The 20,536-nt window shown below is 40.7% G+C and carries 16 protein-coding genes and 4 tRNA genes; 15 read left to right on the top strand and 5 right to left on the bottom strand.

The features are described 5' to 3' along the window. Positions 1-8 precede the first annotated feature (8 nt). Together clpA and KIT27_00250 are read left to right on the top strand one after the other, a co-directional pair. Positions 9-2,306 carry an ATP-dependent Clp protease ATP-binding subunit ClpA gene (gene clpA / locus KIT27_00245; protein MCW5588069.1) on the top strand — a complete coding sequence of 766 codons (2,298 nt, stop codon included), beginning with the start codon at positions 9-11 and terminating at the stop codon, positions 2,304-2,306. Between the two features lie 369 nt (positions 2,307-2,675). Then, positions 2,676-3,344, top strand: a complete 669-nt coding sequence (locus KIT27_00250; GenBank protein ID MCW5588070.1) for a hypothetical protein — start codon at positions 2,676-2,678, stop codon at positions 3,342-3,344. A 298-nt stretch (positions 3,345-3,642) separates the two neighbouring features. Here KIT27_00250 and infA read toward each other — a convergent pair whose 3' ends face one another. Together infA and trxB are read right to left on the bottom strand one after the other, a co-directional pair. Next, positions 3,643-3,876: a translation initiation factor IF-1 gene (infA, locus tag KIT27_00255; protein MCW5588071.1), complete on the bottom strand. Its 234-nt coding sequence runs from the start codon at positions 3,874-3,876 to the stop codon at positions 3,643-3,645. A 72-nt stretch (positions 3,877-3,948) separates the two neighbouring features. Then, on the bottom strand, positions 3,949-4,896 hold the full coding sequence (gene trxB, locus KIT27_00260; protein ID MCW5588072.1) for a thioredoxin-disulfide reductase: 948 nt from the start codon (positions 4,894-4,896) through the stop codon (positions 3,949-3,951). Between the two features lie 161 nt (positions 4,897-5,057). On the opposite strand from trxB, the gene KIT27_00265 reads away from it, so the two are divergent. From KIT27_00265 to KIT27_00280, 4 genes are read left to right on the top strand one after another with little or no spacing between them, the layout of a single operon-like run. Continuing rightward, complete coding sequence (locus KIT27_00265; GenBank protein ID MCW5588073.1) at positions 5,058-7,424, top strand: DNA translocase FtsK 4TM domain-containing protein; 2,367 nt, start codon at positions 5,058-5,060, stop codon at positions 7,422-7,424. Positions 7,425-7,437: 13 nt separating this feature from the next. Beyond that, positions 7,438-8,055, top strand: coding sequence for an outer membrane lipoprotein chaperone LolA (gene lolA / locus KIT27_00270; GenBank protein ID MCW5588074.1), 618 nt, complete (start codon positions 7,438-7,440; stop codon positions 8,053-8,055). 21 nt (positions 8,056-8,076) lie between these two features. Then, a complete protein-coding gene (gene serS, locus KIT27_00275) occupies positions 8,077-9,366 on the top strand; it encodes a serine--tRNA ligase (GenBank protein ID MCW5588075.1) in 1,290 nt (429 codons plus the stop codon). Continuing rightward, positions 9,366-9,884, top strand: a complete 519-nt coding sequence (locus tag KIT27_00280; protein ID MCW5588076.1) for a DUF4124 domain-containing protein — start codon at positions 9,366-9,368, stop codon at positions 9,882-9,884. The genes serS and KIT27_00280 overlap by 1 nt, the downstream gene beginning before the upstream one ends. A gap of 42 nt (positions 9,885-9,926) precedes the next feature. Here the strand turns inward: KIT27_00280 and KIT27_00285 are convergent, their stop codons facing one another. After that, positions 9,927-10,604 carry a Bax inhibitor-1/YccA family protein gene (locus KIT27_00285; protein ID MCW5588077.1) on the bottom strand — a complete coding sequence of 226 codons (678 nt, stop codon included), beginning with the start codon at positions 10,602-10,604 and terminating at the stop codon, positions 9,927-9,929. Between the two features lie 361 nt (positions 10,605-10,965). On the opposite strand from KIT27_00285, the gene KIT27_00290 reads away from it, so the two are divergent. The 7 genes from KIT27_00290 (at position 10,966) to KIT27_00320 (ending at position 14,713) form a co-directional block, all read left to right on the top strand. Continuing rightward, positions 10,966-11,056, top strand: a tRNA-Ser gene (locus tag KIT27_00290). Positions 11,057-11,091: 35 nt separating this feature from the next. Then, the gene (gene uvrY, locus KIT27_00295) at positions 11,092-11,739 is read left to right on the top strand and encodes a UvrY/SirA/GacA family response regulator transcription factor (protein ID MCW5588078.1); all 648 of its coding nucleotides are present in this window, start codon (positions 11,092-11,094) and stop codon (positions 11,737-11,739) included. Between the two features lie 5 nt (positions 11,740-11,744). Continuing rightward, on the top strand, positions 11,745-13,583 hold the full coding sequence (gene uvrC / locus KIT27_00300) for an excinuclease ABC subunit UvrC (protein MCW5588079.1): 1,839 nt from the start codon (positions 11,745-11,747) through the stop codon (positions 13,581-13,583). Positions 13,584-13,703: 120 nt separating this feature from the next. Further along, positions 13,704-14,261: a CDP-diacylglycerol--glycerol-3-phosphate 3-phosphatidyltransferase gene (gene pgsA / locus KIT27_00305; protein MCW5588080.1), complete on the top strand. Its 558-nt coding sequence runs from the start codon at positions 13,704-13,706 to the stop codon at positions 14,259-14,261. Positions 14,262-14,418: 157 nt separating this feature from the next. Then, positions 14,419-14,494, top strand: a tRNA-Gly gene (locus KIT27_00310). Between the two features lie 45 nt (positions 14,495-14,539). After that, positions 14,540-14,610 (top strand) — tRNA-Cys (locus KIT27_00315). A 14-nt stretch (positions 14,611-14,624) separates the two neighbouring features. Beyond that, a tRNA-Leu gene (locus KIT27_00320) sits at positions 14,625-14,713 on the top strand. 223 nt (positions 14,714-14,936) lie between these two features. On the opposite strand, the gene KIT27_00325 is transcribed toward KIT27_00320, so the two are convergent. Next, positions 14,937-15,182 (bottom strand): helix-turn-helix transcriptional regulator, encoded by a 246-nt coding sequence (locus tag KIT27_00325; protein ID MCW5588081.1) that lies wholly within the window; start codon positions 15,180-15,182, stop codon positions 14,937-14,939. Positions 15,183-15,409: 227 nt separating this feature from the next. Between KIT27_00325 and KIT27_00330 the strand changes: the two genes are divergently transcribed. Beyond that, positions 15,410-17,509, top strand: a complete 2,100-nt coding sequence (locus tag KIT27_00330) for a response regulator (GenBank protein MCW5588082.1) — start codon at positions 15,410-15,412, stop codon at positions 17,507-17,509. 71 nt (positions 17,510-17,580) lie between these two features. Further along, entirely contained in the window at positions 17,581-18,396 is an 816-nt protein-coding gene (locus tag KIT27_00335; protein MCW5588083.1) for a DUF3050 domain-containing protein, read from the top strand. Positions 18,397-18,406: 10 nt separating this feature from the next. Here KIT27_00335 and KIT27_00340 read toward each other — a convergent pair whose 3' ends face one another. Continuing rightward, entirely contained in the window at positions 18,407-20,143 is a 1,737-nt protein-coding gene (locus KIT27_00340; protein ID MCW5588084.1) for an AMP-binding protein, read from the bottom strand. Positions 20,144-20,536 lie beyond the last annotated feature (393 nt).

Consider the following 20,536-nt stretch of genomic DNA (forward strand, 5'->3'; position numbering starts at 1 on the left):
ATCGTGCTATGTTAAATAAAGAACTAGAATTTACCTTAAACTTGGCTTTTAAGCAGGCGCGCGAAAAACGTCATGAATTCATGACGGTTGAGCATTTATTATTATCACTTTTAGACAACCCATCCGCTGCCAGTGTGTTAATCGCTTGCGGTGCCGATGTGGGTGCGTTACGAGCAAACTTATCGAGCTTTATTAATGAAACCACACCACTTATTCCATTATCATCCGATGAACACCGCGAAACTCAACCAACGTTAGGTTTTCAACGTGTCTTACAACGGGCGGTATTCCATGTGCAATCTTCAGGAAAAATGGAAGTGACGGGCGCCAATGTGTTAGCCGCTATATTTAGCGAACAAGACTCGCAAGCAGTGCATTTTTTACGCGAACAAGATATCACTCGATTAGATGTGGTTAATTATATATCGCATGGCATTTCTAAAGTGAATGGCGACGATGAACCCAATCGCTTACCACCCTCAAGTCCACCCAATATTAACCCGATGATGGACGATGAAGGGGGATTGGATGGAGAAGCGCAAACGCCATTAGAAAAATATGCAACGAACTTAAATGAAATGGCACGTTTAGGCTTAATCGATCCGTTAATCGGACGTGATGAAGAGGTCAGTCGTGCCATGCAAGTATTATGTCGTCGGCGTAAAAATAACCCCTTATTCGTCGGTGAAGCTGGAGTGGGTAAAACGGCCTTAGTTGAAGGACTCGCACGCCGCATTGTCGAAGGTAATGTGCCAGATATTTTAGCCAATGCCACCATTTATTCTTTAGATTTAGGCGATTTACTTGCGGGAACTAAATATCGTGGTGATTTTGAAAAACGTTTAAAAGCCGTTATTCAACAATTACGCTCCGAACCCGGTGCCATTATTTTTATCGATGAAATTCACACTTTAATTGGTGCAGGTGCTGCATCGGGTGGGGTGATGGACGCGTCGAATTTAATTAAACCCATGCTTGCAACGGGCGAATTAAAATGTATCGGTTCCACCACCTATAAAGAATATCATCAAATTTTCGATAAAGATCATGCGTTATCACGTCGTTTTCAAAAAATTGATGTGGAAGAATCTTCTGTCGAAGAAACGATTGAAATTCTCAAAGGCTTAAAAGCACGTTTAGAAGAACATCATGGTTTGAAATTTAATAATCGTGCTTTAGAAGCCGCCGCTACATTAGCCGATAAATACATTACCGATCGCTTTTTACCGGATAAAGCCATTGATATTGTCGATGAAGCAGGTGCTTATCAAAATTTATTGCCAGTGAATAAACGCAAAAAAACCATTGGCGTGCATGAAGTGGAAGAAATTATTGTGAAAATTGCGCGCATTCCTGCAAAGACGGTGAGTTCTTCCGATCGTGAAATTATGCGTTCCCTCGAACGCGATTTAAAAATGTTGGTTTACGGTCAAGATGAATCGATTGATGCGCTTAGCAGCGTGATTAAATTATCGCGTTCGGGTCTTGGTAATCCCAATAAACCCGTCGGATCATTTTTATTCGCAGGTCCAACCGGCGTGGGTAAAACGGAAATTACCAAACAATTGGCTAATATCATGGGCATCGAATTATTGCGCTTTGATATGTCAGAATATATGGAACGTCATACCGTTTCGCGTTTAATCGGTGCGCCTCCAGGTTATGTCGGTTATGAGCAAGGCGGTTTATTAACCGACGCCGTGTTAAAACATCCACATTCGGTGGTGTTATTAGATGAAATCGAAAAAGCCCATCCTGAAGTGTTTAATATTTTATTGCAAGTCATGGATAACGGATTTTTAACCGACACCAATGGTCGTAAAGTCGATTTCCGTCACGTGATTTTAGTGATGACGACTAACGCCGGTGCGGAAATGATTTCTCGCAGTTCGATTGGTTTTATCGAGCAAGATCATTCACACGATTCAAGCTCGGTGATTAATCGCACGTTTGCGCCTGAGTTTCGCAATCGTTTAGATGCGATTATCAATTTCAAACCCTTAACCATGGAAACCATTGGCTGTGTGGTGGATAAATTCTTGATGGAATTAGAGCAGCAATTGGAAGAAAAAGGCGTGACCATGGAAGTGGATAATAACGCCCGTATTTGGCTGGCTGAACATGGTTACGATAAAAATATGGGCGCGCGTCCGATGTCACGGTTAATTCAAGAACGCTTGAAAAAACCTTTAGCCAATGAAATCTTATTCGGCAAACTAAGCAAAGGCGGACATGTGCGAGTGGTTGCTAAAAACGATGAAATTAGCTTAAACATCACCACCGAACACAATGCCATTGTCGCCTAACGAGTTGGCTTGCGCGAGACGATAGTGTTTTCTCGTGAACGTTTTGCGCAAGCTCCCCCTTATATACCCATATACCCAACGTTTTTCAAAATGCTCGCCGCATCTTGAAGTGCATTGAATATAGTGCCTATAAAACAATAACTTACATCTTACTTAAACCGTGTTAACGAGAGTTGACATGCTTATTAAGTATGTATAAAATACTGGTTTTGATAATGCTATTCCCTCATTCTAAAAGGTTAGATTATGCTTTCAGCTTTAGATACACCAGTAATACTCGATTTACAGACAAATTTTTATGATTACGCTCAGCAAATTATTAACTGCTATTATCTATAACCCTTAACACTTAATAATTCTGGCTATGAATTGCCTACTAAAATCAAAATAAATTTATACGATGGCGATATTGAACGTCCAATCCATGGTGCAATGCATGTCGCTAGAGTACAAACATGGGTGGTAGTATTAAATGAAAAGTTCAAAGAAATATTCCCTACTTATCACCAAACAATATTTAAATATTTATCAGCAACATTACATTTAACAGAGCCGGAAATAATAACATTAACTCGTTATGCCGCTTTGCTTCATGATTCTGCACGCAAACATGAAGCAAGCGACCTCTGGGATAAAGACAGTGCTAATAATGCCTATGAATTTTTTATTAAAAAGGGATTATCAACCAAAGTTGCTGACTTATTTTCTCAAGCTATCGCGCTAAAAAATCATCCCAAAGAATTTGCAAAATATTTAAAATCTAAAAATTATAGAGATGAAGAAGTTACGAATTTACAATATATCCAAAAATTAATTTATCTTGCAGACTGTTTTGATATAATGAGATGCGTCAGTCAATTTAGATTGAATCAGGCATTAAAAGTAATTAGCGATATCGCGGAATATGAGCAAGAACAACATGTTCAAACTATTCTTGAATTGGCCGAAAATATTTATAATATTATCCAACAGCAATACGATATGTTATGGCCATGTCGTATTATTCTCACAACTGGAGCAAAGCCTAAAAGACAATAATGCGCCAAAATCCTCATTCACTTATTCTACGGGAAATTTAAGATTTCGCTTTTTTGCCGCCAGGGCAATTGCAAACTCTGGTATCAATGTAAGTAACAATAAGACGTTGCAAACCCTGGTGGATGCGGTTGAGCAATTTCAAGAAATACAATTATTTTTTAAGGCCTGAATCATCGCTTAAGCAAAACAAATTAGTATTTTTTCATCAAATGACCACGGCTAAATACCCGCAACAAGTTTTAACAGCAGAAGCCCAGTAGCTGATTTGGTTTTGTTTAAGCTCGATGCAGGCTACTGATTATTCGCGATCGCCATCTTTTCCGCGGAAGACAATGCGGCCTTTGCTGAGATCGTAGGGGGTGAGTTGGACGCGAACTTTATCGCCGGTTAAAATGCGAATGTAATTTTTACGCATGCGACCCGAAATATGCGCTGTAACCACGTGACCGTTTTCTAGCTGCACGCGAAACATGGTGTTGGGAAGGGTATCGACGACGGTACCTTCCATTTCAATATGATCTTCTTTTGCCATAATGACCTAATCAATTTTCACTGTTAACGTTGTCGCGAATGATGCCTCAAAATTGCCTGTTTAGCAAATTTTTCACAATTTATCTAAATATTTTTCTGCATCCAAGGCGGCCATGCAACCAGTTCCCGCCGAAGTAATGGCTTGACGATAAACATGATCCATGACATCCCCTGCAGCAAATACCCCAGGCACACTCGTTGCGGTGGCATTGCCATCTAAACCACTGTTCACCACGATATAACCATTTTTCATGTTGAGTTGACCGTTGAAAATTTCCGTATTGGGTTTATGACCAATCGCAATAAAGACACCTTCTAAGTTAATTTGTTGTGGTGATTTAGTGTTAACGTGTTCGATAACGATCCCCGTTACGCCATTACCATCACCTAATACTTCTTTTAAGGTGTGATCCCAAATAATTTCAACATTGCCGTGTTTAGATTTTTCAATTAATTCATTCGCAAGAATTTTTTCACTACGAAATTGTTGGCGACGATGAACAACCGTCACTTTACGGGCAATGTTCGATAAGTATAAAGCTTCTTCCACGGCTGTATTCCCACCACCAATCACACAAACCTCTTTATTGCGATAAAAAAAACCATCGCAGGTGGCGCAAGCAGAAACGCCTTTGCCACGATAGGCTGTTTCAGAATCTAAGCCGAGATATAACGCACTCGCACCGGTGGCAATAATAACACTATCAGCGCTGTAGTGATTGGATTCGCCAAACAACAACAACGGTTTTTGCGAAAAATCCACCCGATTAATATGATCGAAAATAATCTGGGTATCGAAGCGCTCAGCATGCTTTAACATGCGTTGCATTAAATCGGGACCTTGCAATCCTTCAACATCACCCGGCCAGTTGTCGACATCGGTTGTTGTCATGAGTTGTCCGCCTTGTTCCATGCCCGTGATGATAACAGGATTTAAATTCGCGCGGGCGGCATAAATGGCTGCAGTATATCCTGCAGGACCGGAGCCTAGAATAATTAAACGATGATGTTGTGGTGACATACTGTGATTCCGTTAATGGATTGAAAGTCTTAATCGCAATTTATCATGAATTTTGTTGATATTACAAACGTTGTAAATGCTTAAATTTATTTGTTGTGGGATTTTATTTCAAATAAAAATTATTAATGCGTATAATACGCCATTAACCCACGCTATGATGGATGCATGCAATGGCACGAGCACCAAAACAATCGACTCCGTCTCCCTGGCCGCAGCGCTGGCGCGAAGGCATTTTAATTCTCAGTGGGGCGGTGAGTTTATTTTTACTCTTAGCATTATTCAGCTATCATCATCACGATCCGGCCTTTGGTCATCTCCAAACTGTCAAACATCCCATTCAAAATATTGGTGGACGCATTGGCGCTTGGTTTGCCGATGGTTTTTTATATTTGTTTGGTTACTTAGCGTTTATTTTTCCGTTGATGTTGGTGTATTCAACTTGGCTATATTATCAAGAAGGTCGTAGCCAAAAAACCAAAGAAAGCGATTATCTTCTTCTCACCTTGCGTGGTTTGGGTTTCGTATTATTTATGCTCGCCGGCTGTGGACTTGCCAGTTTACATGCGTATCAATCCTCTCAATTTTTGTATCATAGTGGTGGTGTGATAGGGCATGGCATTGATCGATTACTCGTCCCTCTGCTGAGTCGTTTTGGTAGTTTTATTATTTTATTCGCTCTACTGATGACGAGTATCACATTAATTAGTGGATTATCTTGGATAAAAGTATTCGATGTTACCGGGCGTTATACGTTAAAATTCAGTCACTCACTCACTTTATTTCTCTATAATTTCTATTGGGATGTGCGGGATTGGTGGATATTGCGCAAAGAAGAACGCGAAAATCGCGAGCCAATTGTGGTGAAACCAAAAGAAAAAAAATCAAACGCTCCCTTCAAAAAAATTGAACCGACAGTTAATCATGAAACGCTGAGTGTAGAATCTCCAATCAAACCACACATTGAAACCAGGGTAACCCCCATTAAACCCAGTAAACGCGCTCTTCAAGAAAAACAAGGCGTATTATTCGATGGCGGTGAAAGTGGACAACTCCCCGCCTTGAGTTTATTAGATCAACCTCCCACGAACAAAACACGAGGCTATAGTGCCAGCATTTTAGAAAAAATGTCGCGAGAAGTCGAAGAACATTTAAAAGATTTTGGTGTGGAGGTGCAGGTCGTTGCTGTTCATCCTGGGCCTGTAATCACTCGTTTTGAATTGCAATTAGCACCAGGTCTAAAAGTCAGCAAAATTAGCGCATTAGCAAAAGATTTAGCGCGATCGCTTTCGGTGGTGAGTGTGCGCATTGTGGAAGTGATCCCAGGCAAGCCGGTAGTAGGCTTGGAAGTGCCTAATGTCGATCGTGAAACGGTGTATTTAAGCGAAGTATTATCTTCACAACAGTACGAACAAGCTCGTTCACCGTTATCCATTGCCTTAGGAAAAGACATTGCAGGATTACCGGTGATTGTGGATTTAGCCAAAATGCCTCACTTGTTAGTCGCCGGTACCACGGGTTCTGGAAAATCGGTGTGTATTAATGCCATGTTAATGAGTTTGCTCTATAAAGCGACTCCCGAAGAAGCGCGGATGATCATGATCGATCCGAAAATGTTGGAACTCTCCATTTACGATGATATTCCTCATTTGCTGACTCCAGTCGTTACCGATATGAAAGAAGCCGCGAATGCCTTGCGTTGGTGTGTTGCAGAAATGGATCGCCGTTATCGCTTAATGGCAGCGCTTGGGGTGCGTAATTTAGCGGGATATAACAGCAAAGTTCGTGAAGCTATTAAAAAAGAAAAGCCGATAGTCGATCCTTTGTGGAAAAATTCCGGTATGGAAGAGAGCGCGCCCACCCTGGAGGCACTCCCTTATATCGTGGTGGTTGTGGATGAATTTGCTGATATGATGATGGTTGTCGGCAAAAAAGTCGAACAACTGATTGCGCGCATTGCGCAAAAAGCACGGGCAGCAGGAATTCATATGATTTTAGCGACACAACGCCCCTCAGTAGATGTGATCACAGGGCTAATCAAAGCCAATGTGCCCACGCGAATTGCTTTTCAAGTCTCTTCGCGGATTGATTCACGCACTATTATCGATCAACAAGGGGCTGAACAATTATTAGGACACGGTGATATGTTATATTTACCTCCGGGTGCAGGTATTCCCGTGCGGATCCATGGTGCATTTGTGAGTGATAACGAAGTTCACAAAGTGGTTGAAGAATTACGTAAACAAGGCACGCCTAATTATTTAGACGATGTTTTATCCATGAGCTACGAAGCCGATCTCAATCAACCGCTCGATAATAGCGAAGACGATCAAGAGTCCGATCCTCTTTACGATCAAGCCGTGCAAATTGTGATTGAAACGAGGCGTGCCTCTATTTCCAGTATCCAACGACGGCTTAAAATCGGTTATAATCGCGCAGCTCGCATGGTCGAAGCAATGGAACAGGCCGGGTTAGTGAGTTCCATGGAAACTAATGGCACGCGTGAAGTGTTAATTCCTGAAAATCATTAAGTGAGAAAAGAGCATGATGAAAAAATTAATTGGCATCGTAATAGTGTGTCTGTGTCAAACAGTGTTTGCTGATTCTCCTGCACAAACCGTAATAAATTATTTATCCAAGGTAAATAGTCTTACGGCCAGTTTTACTCAACAATCTCTTGGTAATAATTCTAACTTACGTCAAAATACCGCGGGGACGATGGCAATTTTACGCCCCAATCGTTTTCGTTGGGATATTTTAAAACCGAATAAACAATTCATTATTGCCGATGGTAAATCCTTATGGATTTATGATGTCGACTTACAACAAGTTACCGTGGCTAATTTACAACACAGTATTGGCCAATCTCCAGCATTGCTACTCAGCGGCAAATTAACGGGATTATTAAATAGTTATGCGGTGAGTCGCCTCCCAAATTCTAATAATAGCGAAGGATTTTCCTTGCGTGCTAAAACTCAAAATGCCACTTATCAAGCGGTAGATTTATTTTTTGTAAATGGCATTATTTCACAAATGCGTATTACCGATAATTTAGGACAACGCTCATTAGTCACATTCTCACGTGTGCAGGTGAATCCGCGTCTTAATGCCAGTATTTTTAATTTTCAACCACCGCGTGGTGTGGATGTGATCAAACGCTGAAAAAATTAATCAGAGGATACTATGTTAGATAATCATTATTTGCGTCAAAATTTGCAGGAAGTCGCGGAAAAATTATTGATCCGTGGATTTAAACTGGACACTCATTTATTAGAACAACTGGAAACGCAGCGTAAACAACTTCAAACTAAACTGCAAGAATTGCAAAGTGAGCGCAATGCGCGCTCTAAAGCGATTGGTCAAGCGAAAGCGAAAGGCGAAAACATTGAACCGCTATTTGCAGAAGTCGATCAATTAAATCAACAATTAAAATCCATTGAAACGCAATTTGCTGAACTTCAACAACAGTTAAACACAATTTTGTCTACTATTCCCAATATTCCTCATGCGAGTGTGCCAGCAGGCAAAGCAGAAGAAGATAATGTCGAAATTAAAAAATGGGGCGAGCCTAAAGTATTTTCGTTTCAACCAAAAGATCATGTTGATTTAGGAGAAAAGTTAGGTTTAATGGATTTTGAGCTCGCCACTAAAATTACCGGTTCACGTTTTGTGGTGATGTTTGGTGATTTAGTAAAATTACATCGTGCTTTAATTCAATTTATGTTAGACATTCATACCACGCAACACGGCTATCAAGAAGTTTATGTGCCTTATTTAGTCAATCAAGACAGTTTATTCGGTACCGGACAACTCCCGAAATTTGCTGAAGATCAATTTAATATCGCAGGAGAATTTCCTTATAGTTTAATTCCAACTGCTGAAGTACCCGTTACCAATATTGCACGCAATGAAATTTTAGAGGTAGAAACTTTACCTCGTAAATATGTGTGTCACACGCCTTGTTTCCGCAGTGAAGCAGGATCTTACGGTAAAGATACTCGCGGAATGATCCGCCAACATCAATTTGAAAAAGTCGAATTAGTGCAAATGGTAGCGCCTCATCAATCAGACGCTGCGTTGGAAGAATTAGTAAGGCATGCGGAATCAATTTTGGAAAAATTAGAATTACCCTATCGACGTATGGTTTTATGTGGTGGAGATATGGGATTTTCAGCTGCAAAAACCTATGATTTAGAAGTGTGGTTACCGGGTCAACAAAAATATCGTGAAATTTCATCGTGCAGTAATTTTGAAAGTTTCCAAGCACGACGTTTGCAAGCGCGTTGGCGCAATCCAGTGACTCAAAAACCGGAACTGCTCCATACCTTAAACGGTTCTGGTTTGGCTGTCGGGCGCACATTAGTGGCTATTCTTGAAAATTATCAAGATGAACAGGGCAATATTCATATACCGCAAGTATTGCGATCCTATATGAATGGTTTAAGCGTTATTAAAATCCAGGGAGGTGGATAATGAAGATAAGAATGGCTGTATGCTTATTAGCGAGTTTTTCTCTGACGACCGGTGTTTTAGCTCAAACCATTTATTCAGGAAAAGATAAACAAGGTAATCCCGTATTTTCCGATCAACCCATGCCAAACACGCACGATCAAAATACGATGCAATTAAATTCTCCCAATCTTAGTAACCAGCAACAACAACAAGCGACGGATCGCTATCAAAATTTAATGCAATCCGATAAAGAATTGTCTGATCGTTTAAAAAAAATTGATGAAGAGCGAAAAATGTTGCGACAAAAAATTGCCGAAGCGCAAATAATGTTAAAACAAGTTGAACAAGCCCTCAACGATGCGCGTGATCATCAGGCGCAAATGGCGGCGCAATGCAATCCCCGTGGCATTAATCAATTTAATCAAAATGTGAATGTAAATTGTAACTTTCCTTCACTTGCGCCTCTCGAGGCGGATGTTGCCAAAGCCAAAGCTCAACTTAAACAATTACAATTGCAACTACAACGTTTCCCGCGTTAATAAAAAACCCCGCGATGCGGGGTTTTTTGATTTACGAGATGATTAGCGATCGCCGCTTAAAGCACCTAAGATTTGCAACAAGTTAACAAATAACATGTAGATATCAAGATACAATGCAATGGTCGCCATGATGTAATTGGTTTCGCCATTGTGAATAATCCGCGAGGTATCGAATAAAATTAAACCTGACGCAATTAACACGACAGCACAAGAAACCGCTAACTGTAACGCAGGAACCGCAAAGAAAATTCCCGCGATGGAAGCGATAACCGCGAGGAGTAATCCTACGAATAAAAATCCGCCGAGGAAGCTAAAATCTTTGCGAGTGACTAACACATACGCTGAAAGCGCAAAGAAGATTAAGCCTGTGGCACCTAGCGCAGTAAACACAATTTCAGCGCCATTAGAAAAAGCGGCGATATACGCCGTTAACATGGGGCCTAGTGTCCAACCCATGAAGCCTGTAAAGGCAAATACGCAAAGAATTCCCAACGGACTATTACGCATGGCCGTGGTTAATAACAACAAACCGATATAACCTACCAGTACAAGAATAGGTGACATAACGGGAGCTGCAGTCGCCATAGCAATGCCGGCCATTGCCGCACTGAATAAAAGGGTTAAGCTTAACAGTAAGTAGGTGTTACGCAAGACTTTATGCGTGGATAACAAAGACGCCTCTCGACGAACGACGACATTTTCAAAAGGTTGTTGTGACATGTAGTTTTACCTCACTAATTTAACTTAAGCCTATTATATTCAATATAAGGGGAATTTACCAAGTTTCAATAGCTAATCTTGAAAATATTTTCATCCTATATCGCTCGCTAATGAAGATGCGAATAAAAGGTAACAAGCGGTATATTCTTTAGCGATGAATACCACCTAAACTTACCTATTTTGAAAGGGTTTGGGTATAAATTTAGATAGCCGCGAGTAAGAAAAGTTCAAGAAACGTTAGCATAGTTATCTTAAAGGAGTTTCGCGCTTGCGTGAAACTCCTTTCTTGAAGAATATTATGCAAGATATTCACCGGAAATACTTTTCCTAATCAAAAATTTCAGGTATTCTTTACTCAACGGGAGAGGTGGCTGAGCGGTCGAAAGCGGCGGTCTTGAAAACCGTTGAGGGGCATCCCCCCTCCCAGGGTTCGAATCCCTGCCTCTCCGCCACAAGAATTCACAATAGACAAGAAAGGAAGTGAACCTTGATAAAAGTACTCATAGTCGATGATCATGATCTTGTTAGAGCCGGTGTCAAACGGTTGTTAGCCGATCAAGCTGGCATCAAGGTAGTGGGCGAAGCCGAGAGTGGAGAAGCAGCGATTAACAATGCTCGCAAAACAACACCACAAGTCGTGCTCATGGACGTTAAAATGCCTGGGATCGGTGGTCTAGAAGCCACTCGCAAATTGCTGCGAATTGACCCCGATGTTAAAATTTTGGTTCTCACCGCCTGCGATGAAGATCCGTTTCCCTCGCGCTTACTCCAAGCCGGAGCGGCGGGTTATCTCACCAAAGATTGTGGGGTAGATGAAATGGTACAAGCCATTAAAGCGGTCAATGCAGGTCAGCGTTACATTAGCCCAGTAATTGCCCAACAGTTGGCACTTAAACACCTTTCCGACAATGAAGCATCTCCCTTCGATGTTCTATCCGAACGCGAATTGCAAGTGATGATTATGATCACCAGTGGTCAAAAAGTCCAAGATATTTCCGAAAAATTGTGTTTAAGCCCTAAAACCGTCAACAGTTATCGCTATCGTTTATTTGAAAAGTTAAATATTAATAGCGATGTGGAATTAACCCATCTAGCTATTCGTCATGGCTTGCTGGATCCACAAACACAAATTTAAGGTCAATGACTAAGCACATTAAAGCAAATGATCTATCATTTGATATCGATTTATTTTTAAAAAATCTTACTGAACGCCCTGGTGTTTATCAAATGTTAGATAAACAAGGCGACGTCATTTATGTTGGCAAAGCCAAAAATTTAAAAAATCGTGTTTCGTCTTATTTTCATAAAGGGGCGCATGATACCAAAACGTTACGCATGATCAATAAAATTGCCGATATCAAAATTATTGTCACGGCAAGTGAAAACGAAGCCCTGCTGTTAGAATGTAATTTAATTAAATCCTTGCGTCCTCATTATAATATTTTGCTCCGCGACGATAAAAGCTATCCCTATATTTATGTCTCCACCCACGATCTTTATCCGCGGATTGATTTTCATCGCGGCGCGAAAAAACTACCAGGCCGTTATTATGGACCTTATCCCAATGGCAAAAGTGTGCGGCAAACTTTACATTTATTACAGCAATTGTTTAAATTGCGCCCGTGTCAAGACGCGTATTTTAATCATCGTCAACGTCCTTGTTTGCAATATCAAATTAAACGCTGCAGCGCGCCCTGTGTGCAATATATTCAACCGAGTGAATATCAAGAAGCCGTGCGCTTAGCGCAACTTTTTTTAGAGGGAAAAAGTCAAACCGTTATACAAGAATTGCAAGAGCACATGCAAATAGCCTCGGAGCAGCAACATTATGAACAAGCTGCAGAATATCGTGATTTAATTTTAAGTTTACGTCACGTGCAAGAACAACAATACATTACGCAAGAAAAAGCTGATCTCGATGTTATTGTGATTACGCAAGAGCAAATGATTTACTGTATCGAATTACTTTTATTACGCAATGGATCAATTTTAGGATCGAAAAGTTTTTTCCCAAAAATTCCAGAAGACAGTGAACCTCATGACATTTTACAAGCTTTTATTTCTCAATATTATTTAAATCATCAAACTGAAATTCCTTCGGAAATTATTTTAAATTTAGCCATACCCGATCTCACTTGGTTAAATTCCGTATTAAATGATTTAGCGCATCGTAAAATTAAAATTTCCCAGCCACAACGAGGTAAACGCGTGCGTTGGTTAACGATGGCAGAAGCCAATGCCAAACAAGCGTTACAAAAACATAATAATCATAAACGCATGATCCACACTCGTTTACAACGATTACAAATTAAATTGGCATTAGCCCAATTACCACAACGTATCGAATGTTTTGATATTAGTCATTCACAAGGTGAAGCTACGATGGCATCGTGTGTGGTATATGATCAAACTGGGCTACGTCACGATGAATATCGACGATTTAATATTAACGATATTCAAGCAGGTGATGATTATGCGGCACTTCAGCAAGCAATTTATCGTCGTTATCATCGGCGTCTTGCAGAACAAAAACCACTTCCCGATATTTTATTAATCGACGGTGGTAAAGGCCAAGTGCAAGTGGCCAATCAAGTTCTCCAAACACTGAATTTATCCGATATTATGGTGTTAGGTTTAGCTAAAGGACCCACGCGAAAAATAGGCCACGAAGAATTAATTTTCGGCAAAACCCTGCAGGCGATGTTAGTGGAAGATGATATTTATGCTTGGCAAGTTTTATTGGAATTACGCGATGAAGCCCATCGTTTTGCAATTACGGGTCATCGGCATAAACGTAATAAAGCACGGATGACTTCTTCATTAGAAGACATTGCCGGAATTGGCAGCAAAAGACGCCGTGAGCTATTAAATTATTTTGGTGGCTTACAAGCTTTAACCGGCGCAAGCATTGAAGAAATTGCCAAAGTGCCTGGGATCTCATTGGCCATGGCGCAGAAAATCTACGATACCTTTCATTAAAATGCGCTTCACCTTTTGGATGAAACTCGAAGAATTTATAAAATCGCGAAAAGACGTTTGTACTAGAAAACTTTTCTGGTACGATTTACCTATCACTCTTCCAGCAGGACACCGCTGATAATGAACATACCCAATGGTTTGACCTTAGGACGTATTATCTTAATTCCCATTTTTGTCATCGTATTTTATTTACCTTTTCATTGGGCACACTTAATGGCAGCGATTATCTTTGCCTTAGCTGCCATTACCGATTGGCTCGATGGGATGTTAGCGCGATATTTAAATCAAATTTCACCTCTCGGCACTTTTTTAGATCCGGTCGCTGATAAATTAATCGTTACCACCGCATTGGTGCTTTTGGTGGGTGAGCCTTATCTCAAATTTATTGCTATACCAGCCGCGGTGATTGTGGGACGTGAAATTGTGATTTCGGCGTTGCGGGAATGGATGTCGGAAGTGGGTAAACGTGCCAGTGTTGCGGTTTCTGTAATTGGTAAAGTGAAAACCATTGTGCAAATGGTAGCGTTAGTCACCTTAGTGCTATACACCAAAAATGGCCCCACGTGGATTTTAATTTTAGGCTATATTTTTCTCTATACTGCAGCCATTCTCACTCTTTGGTCGATGATTTTATATTTAAAAGCAGCTTGGGCAGACTTGACTTTACAGTCAAAATAAGAATAATAGCGTCTCTGGCGAACGCTGTTAGTTAAGTGATTTTAATCAATATTTTTTAATTACTTATCTAAAGCGTGTGGATGATTGTAGAATTATCAACACGCTCTAATATTTACTTGACAGTATCTCTGCTTACGTTAGAATACGCGCCTGTCAAGCGGGAATAGCTCAGTTGGTAGAGCACAACCTTGCCAAGGTTGGGGTCGCGAGTTCGAGTCTCGTTTCCCGCTCCAAATCGTTTGTAATGCTACGCAGCGATTGCCGTAAAAGTTTCATATGGCTGGGTGGCAGAGTGGTTATGCAGAGGCCTGCAAAGCCTTGGACGTCGGTTCGATTCCGGCCCCAGCCTAGTCTCGATAGTATGCCCGGGTGGCGGAATAGGTAGACGCAAGGGACTTAAAATCCCTCGGGAAGTAATTCCCGTGCCGGTTCGACTCCGGCCCCGGGCACCATTATTTTTATATAAATCAATTAGTTAAAGCGAAATTTTCCACCGGAAGAAATGGTCAATTTTTGACGGGTGGAAAATAGGTGGAAAATAGTTGGAAAATTCGTCCTCAGTTGCTAAGAAAAAGACGAGGAATTCCCATCAATGCCGCTCGAACCAATTGAGGCGCTTTAACGTGTTTTCTGGTTGATTAGAGCGCCTAGGATGTTTGGCTAGGGTCTGGCCTGTTATTGAAAAGCTCCCTTTTTAAGCTCGCTTAAGGTTGGCAATATTTGGGCTATTTCAACATCAAGAGCGAGTGCAATCTTGATGAGGTTTAGCACTGAGATATTTTGCTCTCCTCGCTCAATTCGGCCATAAAATGAACGACCCATATCAATATGAATGGCGAAATTTTCTTGTGAAAAACCCGCCGCTTTCCGTAGGGTTCGGATATTTTTGCCGATAACAATGAGTTCTTTACGCTTTTCCATGTGGAAAGCGTAAGTTGAAGTACCTTTTCAAGCCACGCCGTATAAGGTATATTTTCTACGTTTCTATAGCTTTCTGAGGTATAATGATTGAGATAACAGCTACACATGCTAAAATTGGTTATTTTTTAACCAGTATGTATTGATGTCTCGCTAACTTGAATTGTGTTATCAATACAACTGAGATTTATGGAATTAAGAGGTTTGGTGCCTTGGCGCATGGAGTGTGAATGAACATACCAAAAGATAATAAGCAGGCGAAAAAAGAATTTACTCGATTGATCAAAGAAACGGAGTCTGCTAAAAAAATAGCTCATATTACCAAGGTTTTTCTAAAAAATATCACGGAATCATTGCCGCAATATGTATTTTGGAAAGATCTAAAATCGGTTTATCTGGGATGTAATAAGAATTTTGCGCAATTGGTTGGGTTAAGCACACCTGAAGAAATTGTTGGCAAAACAGATGCCGATATTAATTGGCAACCGACAGGACACACGGCAGAAACTTTTCAACAAGGCGATCAGGATACGATTTCAGGCCACCCAATCACCAATCAAGAAGAAGTTTTGGTATTACCCAACGGTAAGACACTGATTACTTTAGTGAGTAAATTGCCTATTGTTGATGAAGGTAAGGTGATTGGCATTGTTGGTTATTTCACAGATATCACTGAAATTAAGCAAAAGGAAAAGGAATTAATTAAAGCAAGACAGCAAGCAGAGGCAGCCAATCAAGCCAAGTCAGTGTTTATTACGAATATTAGCCACGATATTCGCACACCGCTGACCGGTATGATTGGTATGGCTAGAATTATTTTTAAGGAATTAAAAAACACCCAAGGACAAGAAGCTGCGAATAATTTATTAAAAGCCGGTAACATCCTCTTAGATTTGCTCAATGAGGTCATTGAAATTACTAAACTGGATTCAGGTGATTTACCTGTCTATGAAGTTAAGTTTAGTGCCAAAGAGCTTATCGATAATCTCGCCATGTTAGTTACGCCATCGGCCAATGAAAAGAATTTACAATGCACTGTCGATTATGATGAAAGTATTCCCAATTATTTGATCGGCGATCAGACTCGAATACACCGAATATTGCTTAATTTAATGAGTAATGCCATTAAGTTTACCGAAGAAGGTACGGTTGGAATTTCAGTTAAATTAGCTAAAGAACAAGAACGGGATGTTGTGTTAAAAATCGAGGTGAATGATACAGGCATTGGTATACCGGAAGATAAGCAACAAATTATTTTTTCACGATTTCATCGATTAGATCCGTCTTATAAAGGAAGTTATAAAGGGTCTGGATTAGGATTATCGATTGTTAAACAATTTATTGCTGAAATCGATGGCGAAATCTATGTTGATAGTGAAGCAGGAAAAGGATCAACGTTCACTTGTGTCATTCCTTTGAAAAAAACATTGTTAGATGAACCCGAAAACAAAACAGAAATACATTTTAACGAAGCAACGGTTCACGAATTAAGGCCATATAATCTCAATATTATGTCGGATGTCGGGGGTCAATTAGCATTATCACCAGAAAAATTACCTGCGAATACAAGTGAAAAAGCAGCTAAGGTGCTGTTGGTTGAAGATAATAAAATGGCTCAATTTGCCGCAAAAAATCAACTCGAAGAATTTGGTTGTGACATAGATGTTGCTGATACGGGCGAAGAAGCACTTACTCTTTTAAAGAAGAATCAATATGACCTGGTTTTTATGGATATTGGGTTGCCAGATAAAAGTGGTTGTGATGTGACGGCTGAGATCAGGGAATGGGAAAAACAACATCAACGACACACTCCTATTGTTGCCTTAACCGCTCATATTGATGAAAGTAATAAGCAGCAATGTTTAAACGTTGGCATGGAGAAGGTGCTGACTAAGCCTCTGACTGATGAAAACGCACAAACTATTTTGAAGACCTTTGTGTATCAAGCACCAGATTCTTCTATGGTGTTGGGTGCTGAGGAAAAGGACGTTGAGGAATCAATACCTAGCATTGATTTGAAGTTAGGCGCACAGTTGACTGGCGGTAATGAGGCAATTGCAAAAGACATGTTGAAGATGTTTGTTGATTCCTTGCCTGAAACCGAAGATAATTTGAAAAAGTCATACGAAACAGAAGATTGGGATCAGCTTCAGTTTGATGTTCATAAGTTGCACGGTGGAGCCTGCTACTGTGGGGTTCCGCGCTTAAAAGACATCGCAAGAAAGCTGGAAGACAGTTTGAAATCTAGGGATTTTGAGGAGATCGCTCAGGGATATGAGGACTTGATTGCTGAAATTCAAAATGTACAATTAGAGTACAGGAAGGTATGATAAGATGGTCATGGCTTTGAAAGCCAGAGTGGCGGTGCTTCGTCCAATAATTATTCGAATGAGAGATCAGAATGACAAGTCACATCCAGCAACTGACTCAACGGTTGTCACCACTAACTTCACAAATTGTGTCGCATCCACTTTATAGTGAAATTGCTTCCATCCCCCAATTACGTTTATTTATGGAGCAGCATGTATTTGCTGTGTGGGATTTTATGTGTTTGCTCAAGGAATTGCATCGACGCATTGTCTCGACTGCTGCTCCCTGGTTCCCTCCGAGGGATGCTTTGAGTGCTAATCTGATCAGTAGTATTTTGGTTGAGGAAGAAGGTGATCTTACTGAGAATGGGGTCGATTATGCTAGTCATTATGATATTTATATTCATGGGATGGACAACATTAATGCGGATACTCGGCCTATAAAGCAATTACAGTCTCTCTTAATGAATGGAAGTAACATTACTGAAGCGCTTGAACAACTATCCTTAAAAACAAGCACAAAGGAATTTGTTTTAACCACATTTAGTTTTTTTGAGGGCGAGGTTCATGAGTTAGCGGCTGCTTTTGTTTATGGTCGTGAAGGAATTACTGCTGCTATGTTTTCACCTTTAATTAAGCAGCTTGAAGTAGAAATGAATCATCGTAATCAGCAACAATTAAGTACCCTAATTTATTATTTTAAGCGTCATATTGAACTAGACAATCATGATCATTTTCCTAAAGCGCTTAAGATGCTATCCAATCTTGTGAATGGCGATGAGAAAAAATTAAAAGAAGCAGAAAACGCTGCTATAAAGGCATTAACGGCAAGAGTTCATTTTTTAACAGGAATTCAAAATTTATTGCATCAACAACAGAAGGTTGATGTTATTGCCCAAGTGACTTAAACAGGCCAGATTAGCGGCGGAAAGTATGAAGAGATTCTTCATCCGTTAGTGTTGCGGACTCAGTTAAACGGCGTTCTTCACGTTCTCGTAATCCAGCGCGGCGAATTTTCCCGCTTGTGGTTTCATATTTTTCCCATTCTTCTAGCGGTAAGCATTCGACGAGTCGTGGGTATTTATAAGGGCCAGTTTCTTGTTTGATGTGGGCTTGAATATTTTTAATGAGGCCAGGTGTTTCAGTGTAGTCAGGTTTCAACAAAATAAAGGCTTTTACAGTGACGTTTAACGAATCGGGATTTGTTCGAATGCCTACAATGGCGATTTTAGCCACGGCTGGGTGTGACATGCCCGCCTTTTCAACTTCATCAGGTCCAATACGATAGCCGCGGCTTTTGATAAGATCATCTTTTCGGCCTTGATAGGCAAATAAACCATCGTGCCGTAGCTTTGCCCAGTCACCCGTTAAGTAGTAGCGCCCATCCGGCGAAAATGCTTTTTTGGTTTTTTCAGCAGCATTTGCATACCCACGCATAATACCGCCTCGACTTCCTTTGATGAGATCAACGGCTATTTGGCCAACATTGCCAGGAGCTAATGGTTCTAATTGTTCATCAAGAATAGCAACATGATAAGGAGTAATAGGTTTGCCCATAGTGCCAGAAACATGGGGTTGATCATCGACACGCCCCATTAATAAGGGCGTCTCAGCTTGTCCGAAGCCAACGGCTATTTCGATATCGCGAGATTCAAACTGCTTGATCACCGTCTCATCCAACGCTTCACCAACAGTGACGATTCTTTTGAGATGGGGAAAACGATAACGATCAAAATCTTTATTGGCCACCAGTAATCTTAGGACTGTAGGTGCTGCGCAAAAAATAGAAACGGGTTGATCATGCAAAGTTTTGAGCATGGCTTGAGCATTAAATTTACGGTTTGTCGGAGTAATCAGCAACTTAGCTCCCATTGCCCATGCCGCCGTTGTGATCCATACGGTAAAGCCCCAACCGGTATCGCTGGCATTATAAACCAGGTCTTCTGGTGTTGCTTTTAGCCAACGTCTTCCCGTTGGCCAATGAAAAAAAGGATAATCATGATTGTGTTGGACGGCTTTGGGTTGGCCAGTGGTGCCCGAAGTATAAAGATATAAACACGGGTCTTCTGTCGTTGTGAGACTTTCTTCTAATTCCGTAACATTATTATCAAATATGTCAGTTAAAGAATCCCATTGTGTACTTGCGGTTCCTGTTGTCACTGAACTAACCAATGAAGGACAGTCTTTGCGAATAGCATCAATATGACCTTGTAACTCGGGTGCAGTGATAATTCCGTTAATACCTAAATCGTTAATGCGATAAACTAAGTCTTTAGGTGTTAGTAGCCGAGGGCATGGTACAGTAGCAATACCTTGTCGCATTAATCCAGCTAAGCTGTACCACCAAGCGGGTCGTTGACCTAGCATCAATGCAACAGTACTGCCTTTTTTAAGTCCTCTACTTGCAAAATAATGTGCAATTTGTCGGCTTCGTTTCACAATATCTAAATAAGAGATATCTTCGTGGTAAGCACTATCTTGGTCAATACAGCGTATCGCTAGTTTGTCTGGGTCTCGTGACCAATGATCTACTATTTGGGTAGCGAAGTTACAAGGAATAGGTTTAGAAGTTTGATGGAGTAACTTATCATAAATGTCGCCAATTGCAGGATGCACGCTCCTTACATGGGTAGATAAGGCACGTCTCTGCTGCATGATTAATCGAGTTGGTCTGACTAATCTTGAGCGTGGTGACCATATTGTATTTGCTATTGAGATTGATCTTCGCATAAACACATCGGTTTCTTCTTAAAAATTCAGAAAGTGGTAGCATTTTATCAAACATTTTGAATTTGTTGCAGGACATTATTGGCTAAAATCATATAATTGAGCCATGTCGATATGTTTTGCTACTTTTGAGTAACTATTGAACGGTTTTAAAACGACGGGCGACCTGGGGGTACATGCGGTTGGTGTTGGATTTTATTGGGGGATTCGTGTGCCCTATTTCATGCGTAGATGCAGAGCATTCAGCCATCTATATGGCACCGCCATCCACTATTGGACAATCTTGCCCGATTTTGCTTTAATTGCGCTTGCTGTCACTAA

The organism is Legionellales bacterium (assembly GCA_026125385.1).
Classification (GTDB): Bacteria; Pseudomonadota; Gammaproteobacteria; order JAHCLG01; family JAHCLG01; genus JAHCLG01.

Excerpts from the sequence above, each read along its gene's own strand:
- clpA (MCW5588069.1), top strand. The coding sequence starts at position 9 with ATGTTAAATAAAGAACTAGAATTTACCTTAAACTTGGCTTTTAAGCAG.
- infA (MCW5588071.1), bottom strand. The coding sequence starts at position 3,876 with ATGGCAAAAGAAGATCATATTGAAATGGAAGGTACCGTCGTCGATACC.
- trxB (MCW5588072.1), bottom strand. The coding sequence starts at position 4,896 with ATGTCACCACAACATCATCGTTTAATTATTCTAGGCTCCGGTCCTGCA.
- KIT27_00265 (MCW5588073.1), top strand. The coding sequence starts at position 5,058 with ATGCATGCAATGGCACGAGCACCAAAACAATCGACTCCGTCTCCCTGG.
- lolA (MCW5588074.1), top strand. The coding sequence starts at position 7,438 with ATGATGAAAAAATTAATTGGCATCGTAATAGTGTGTCTGTGTCAAACA.
- serS (MCW5588075.1), top strand. The coding sequence starts at position 8,077 with ATGTTAGATAATCATTATTTGCGTCAAAATTTGCAGGAAGTCGCGGAA.
- KIT27_00280 (MCW5588076.1), top strand. The coding sequence starts at position 9,366 with ATGAAGATAAGAATGGCTGTATGCTTATTAGCGAGTTTTTCTCTGACG.
- KIT27_00285 (MCW5588077.1), bottom strand. The coding sequence starts at position 10,604 with ATGTCACAACAACCTTTTGAAAATGTCGTCGTTCGTCGAGAGGCGTCT.
- uvrC (MCW5588079.1), top strand. The coding sequence starts at position 11,745 with ATGACTAAGCACATTAAAGCAAATGATCTATCATTTGATATCGATTTA.
- pgsA (MCW5588080.1), top strand. The coding sequence starts at position 13,704 with ATGAACATACCCAATGGTTTGACCTTAGGACGTATTATCTTAATTCCC.
- KIT27_00325 (MCW5588081.1), bottom strand. The coding sequence starts at position 15,182 with ATGGAAAAGCGTAAAGAACTCATTGTTATCGGCAAAAATATCCGAACC.
- KIT27_00330 (MCW5588082.1), top strand. The coding sequence starts at position 15,410 with ATGAACATACCAAAAGATAATAAGCAGGCGAAAAAAGAATTTACTCGA.
- KIT27_00335 (MCW5588083.1), top strand. The coding sequence starts at position 17,581 with ATGACAAGTCACATCCAGCAACTGACTCAACGGTTGTCACCACTAACT.
- KIT27_00340 (MCW5588084.1), bottom strand. The coding sequence starts at position 20,143 with ATGCAGCAGAGACGTGCCTTATCTACCCATGTAAGGAGCGTGCATCCT.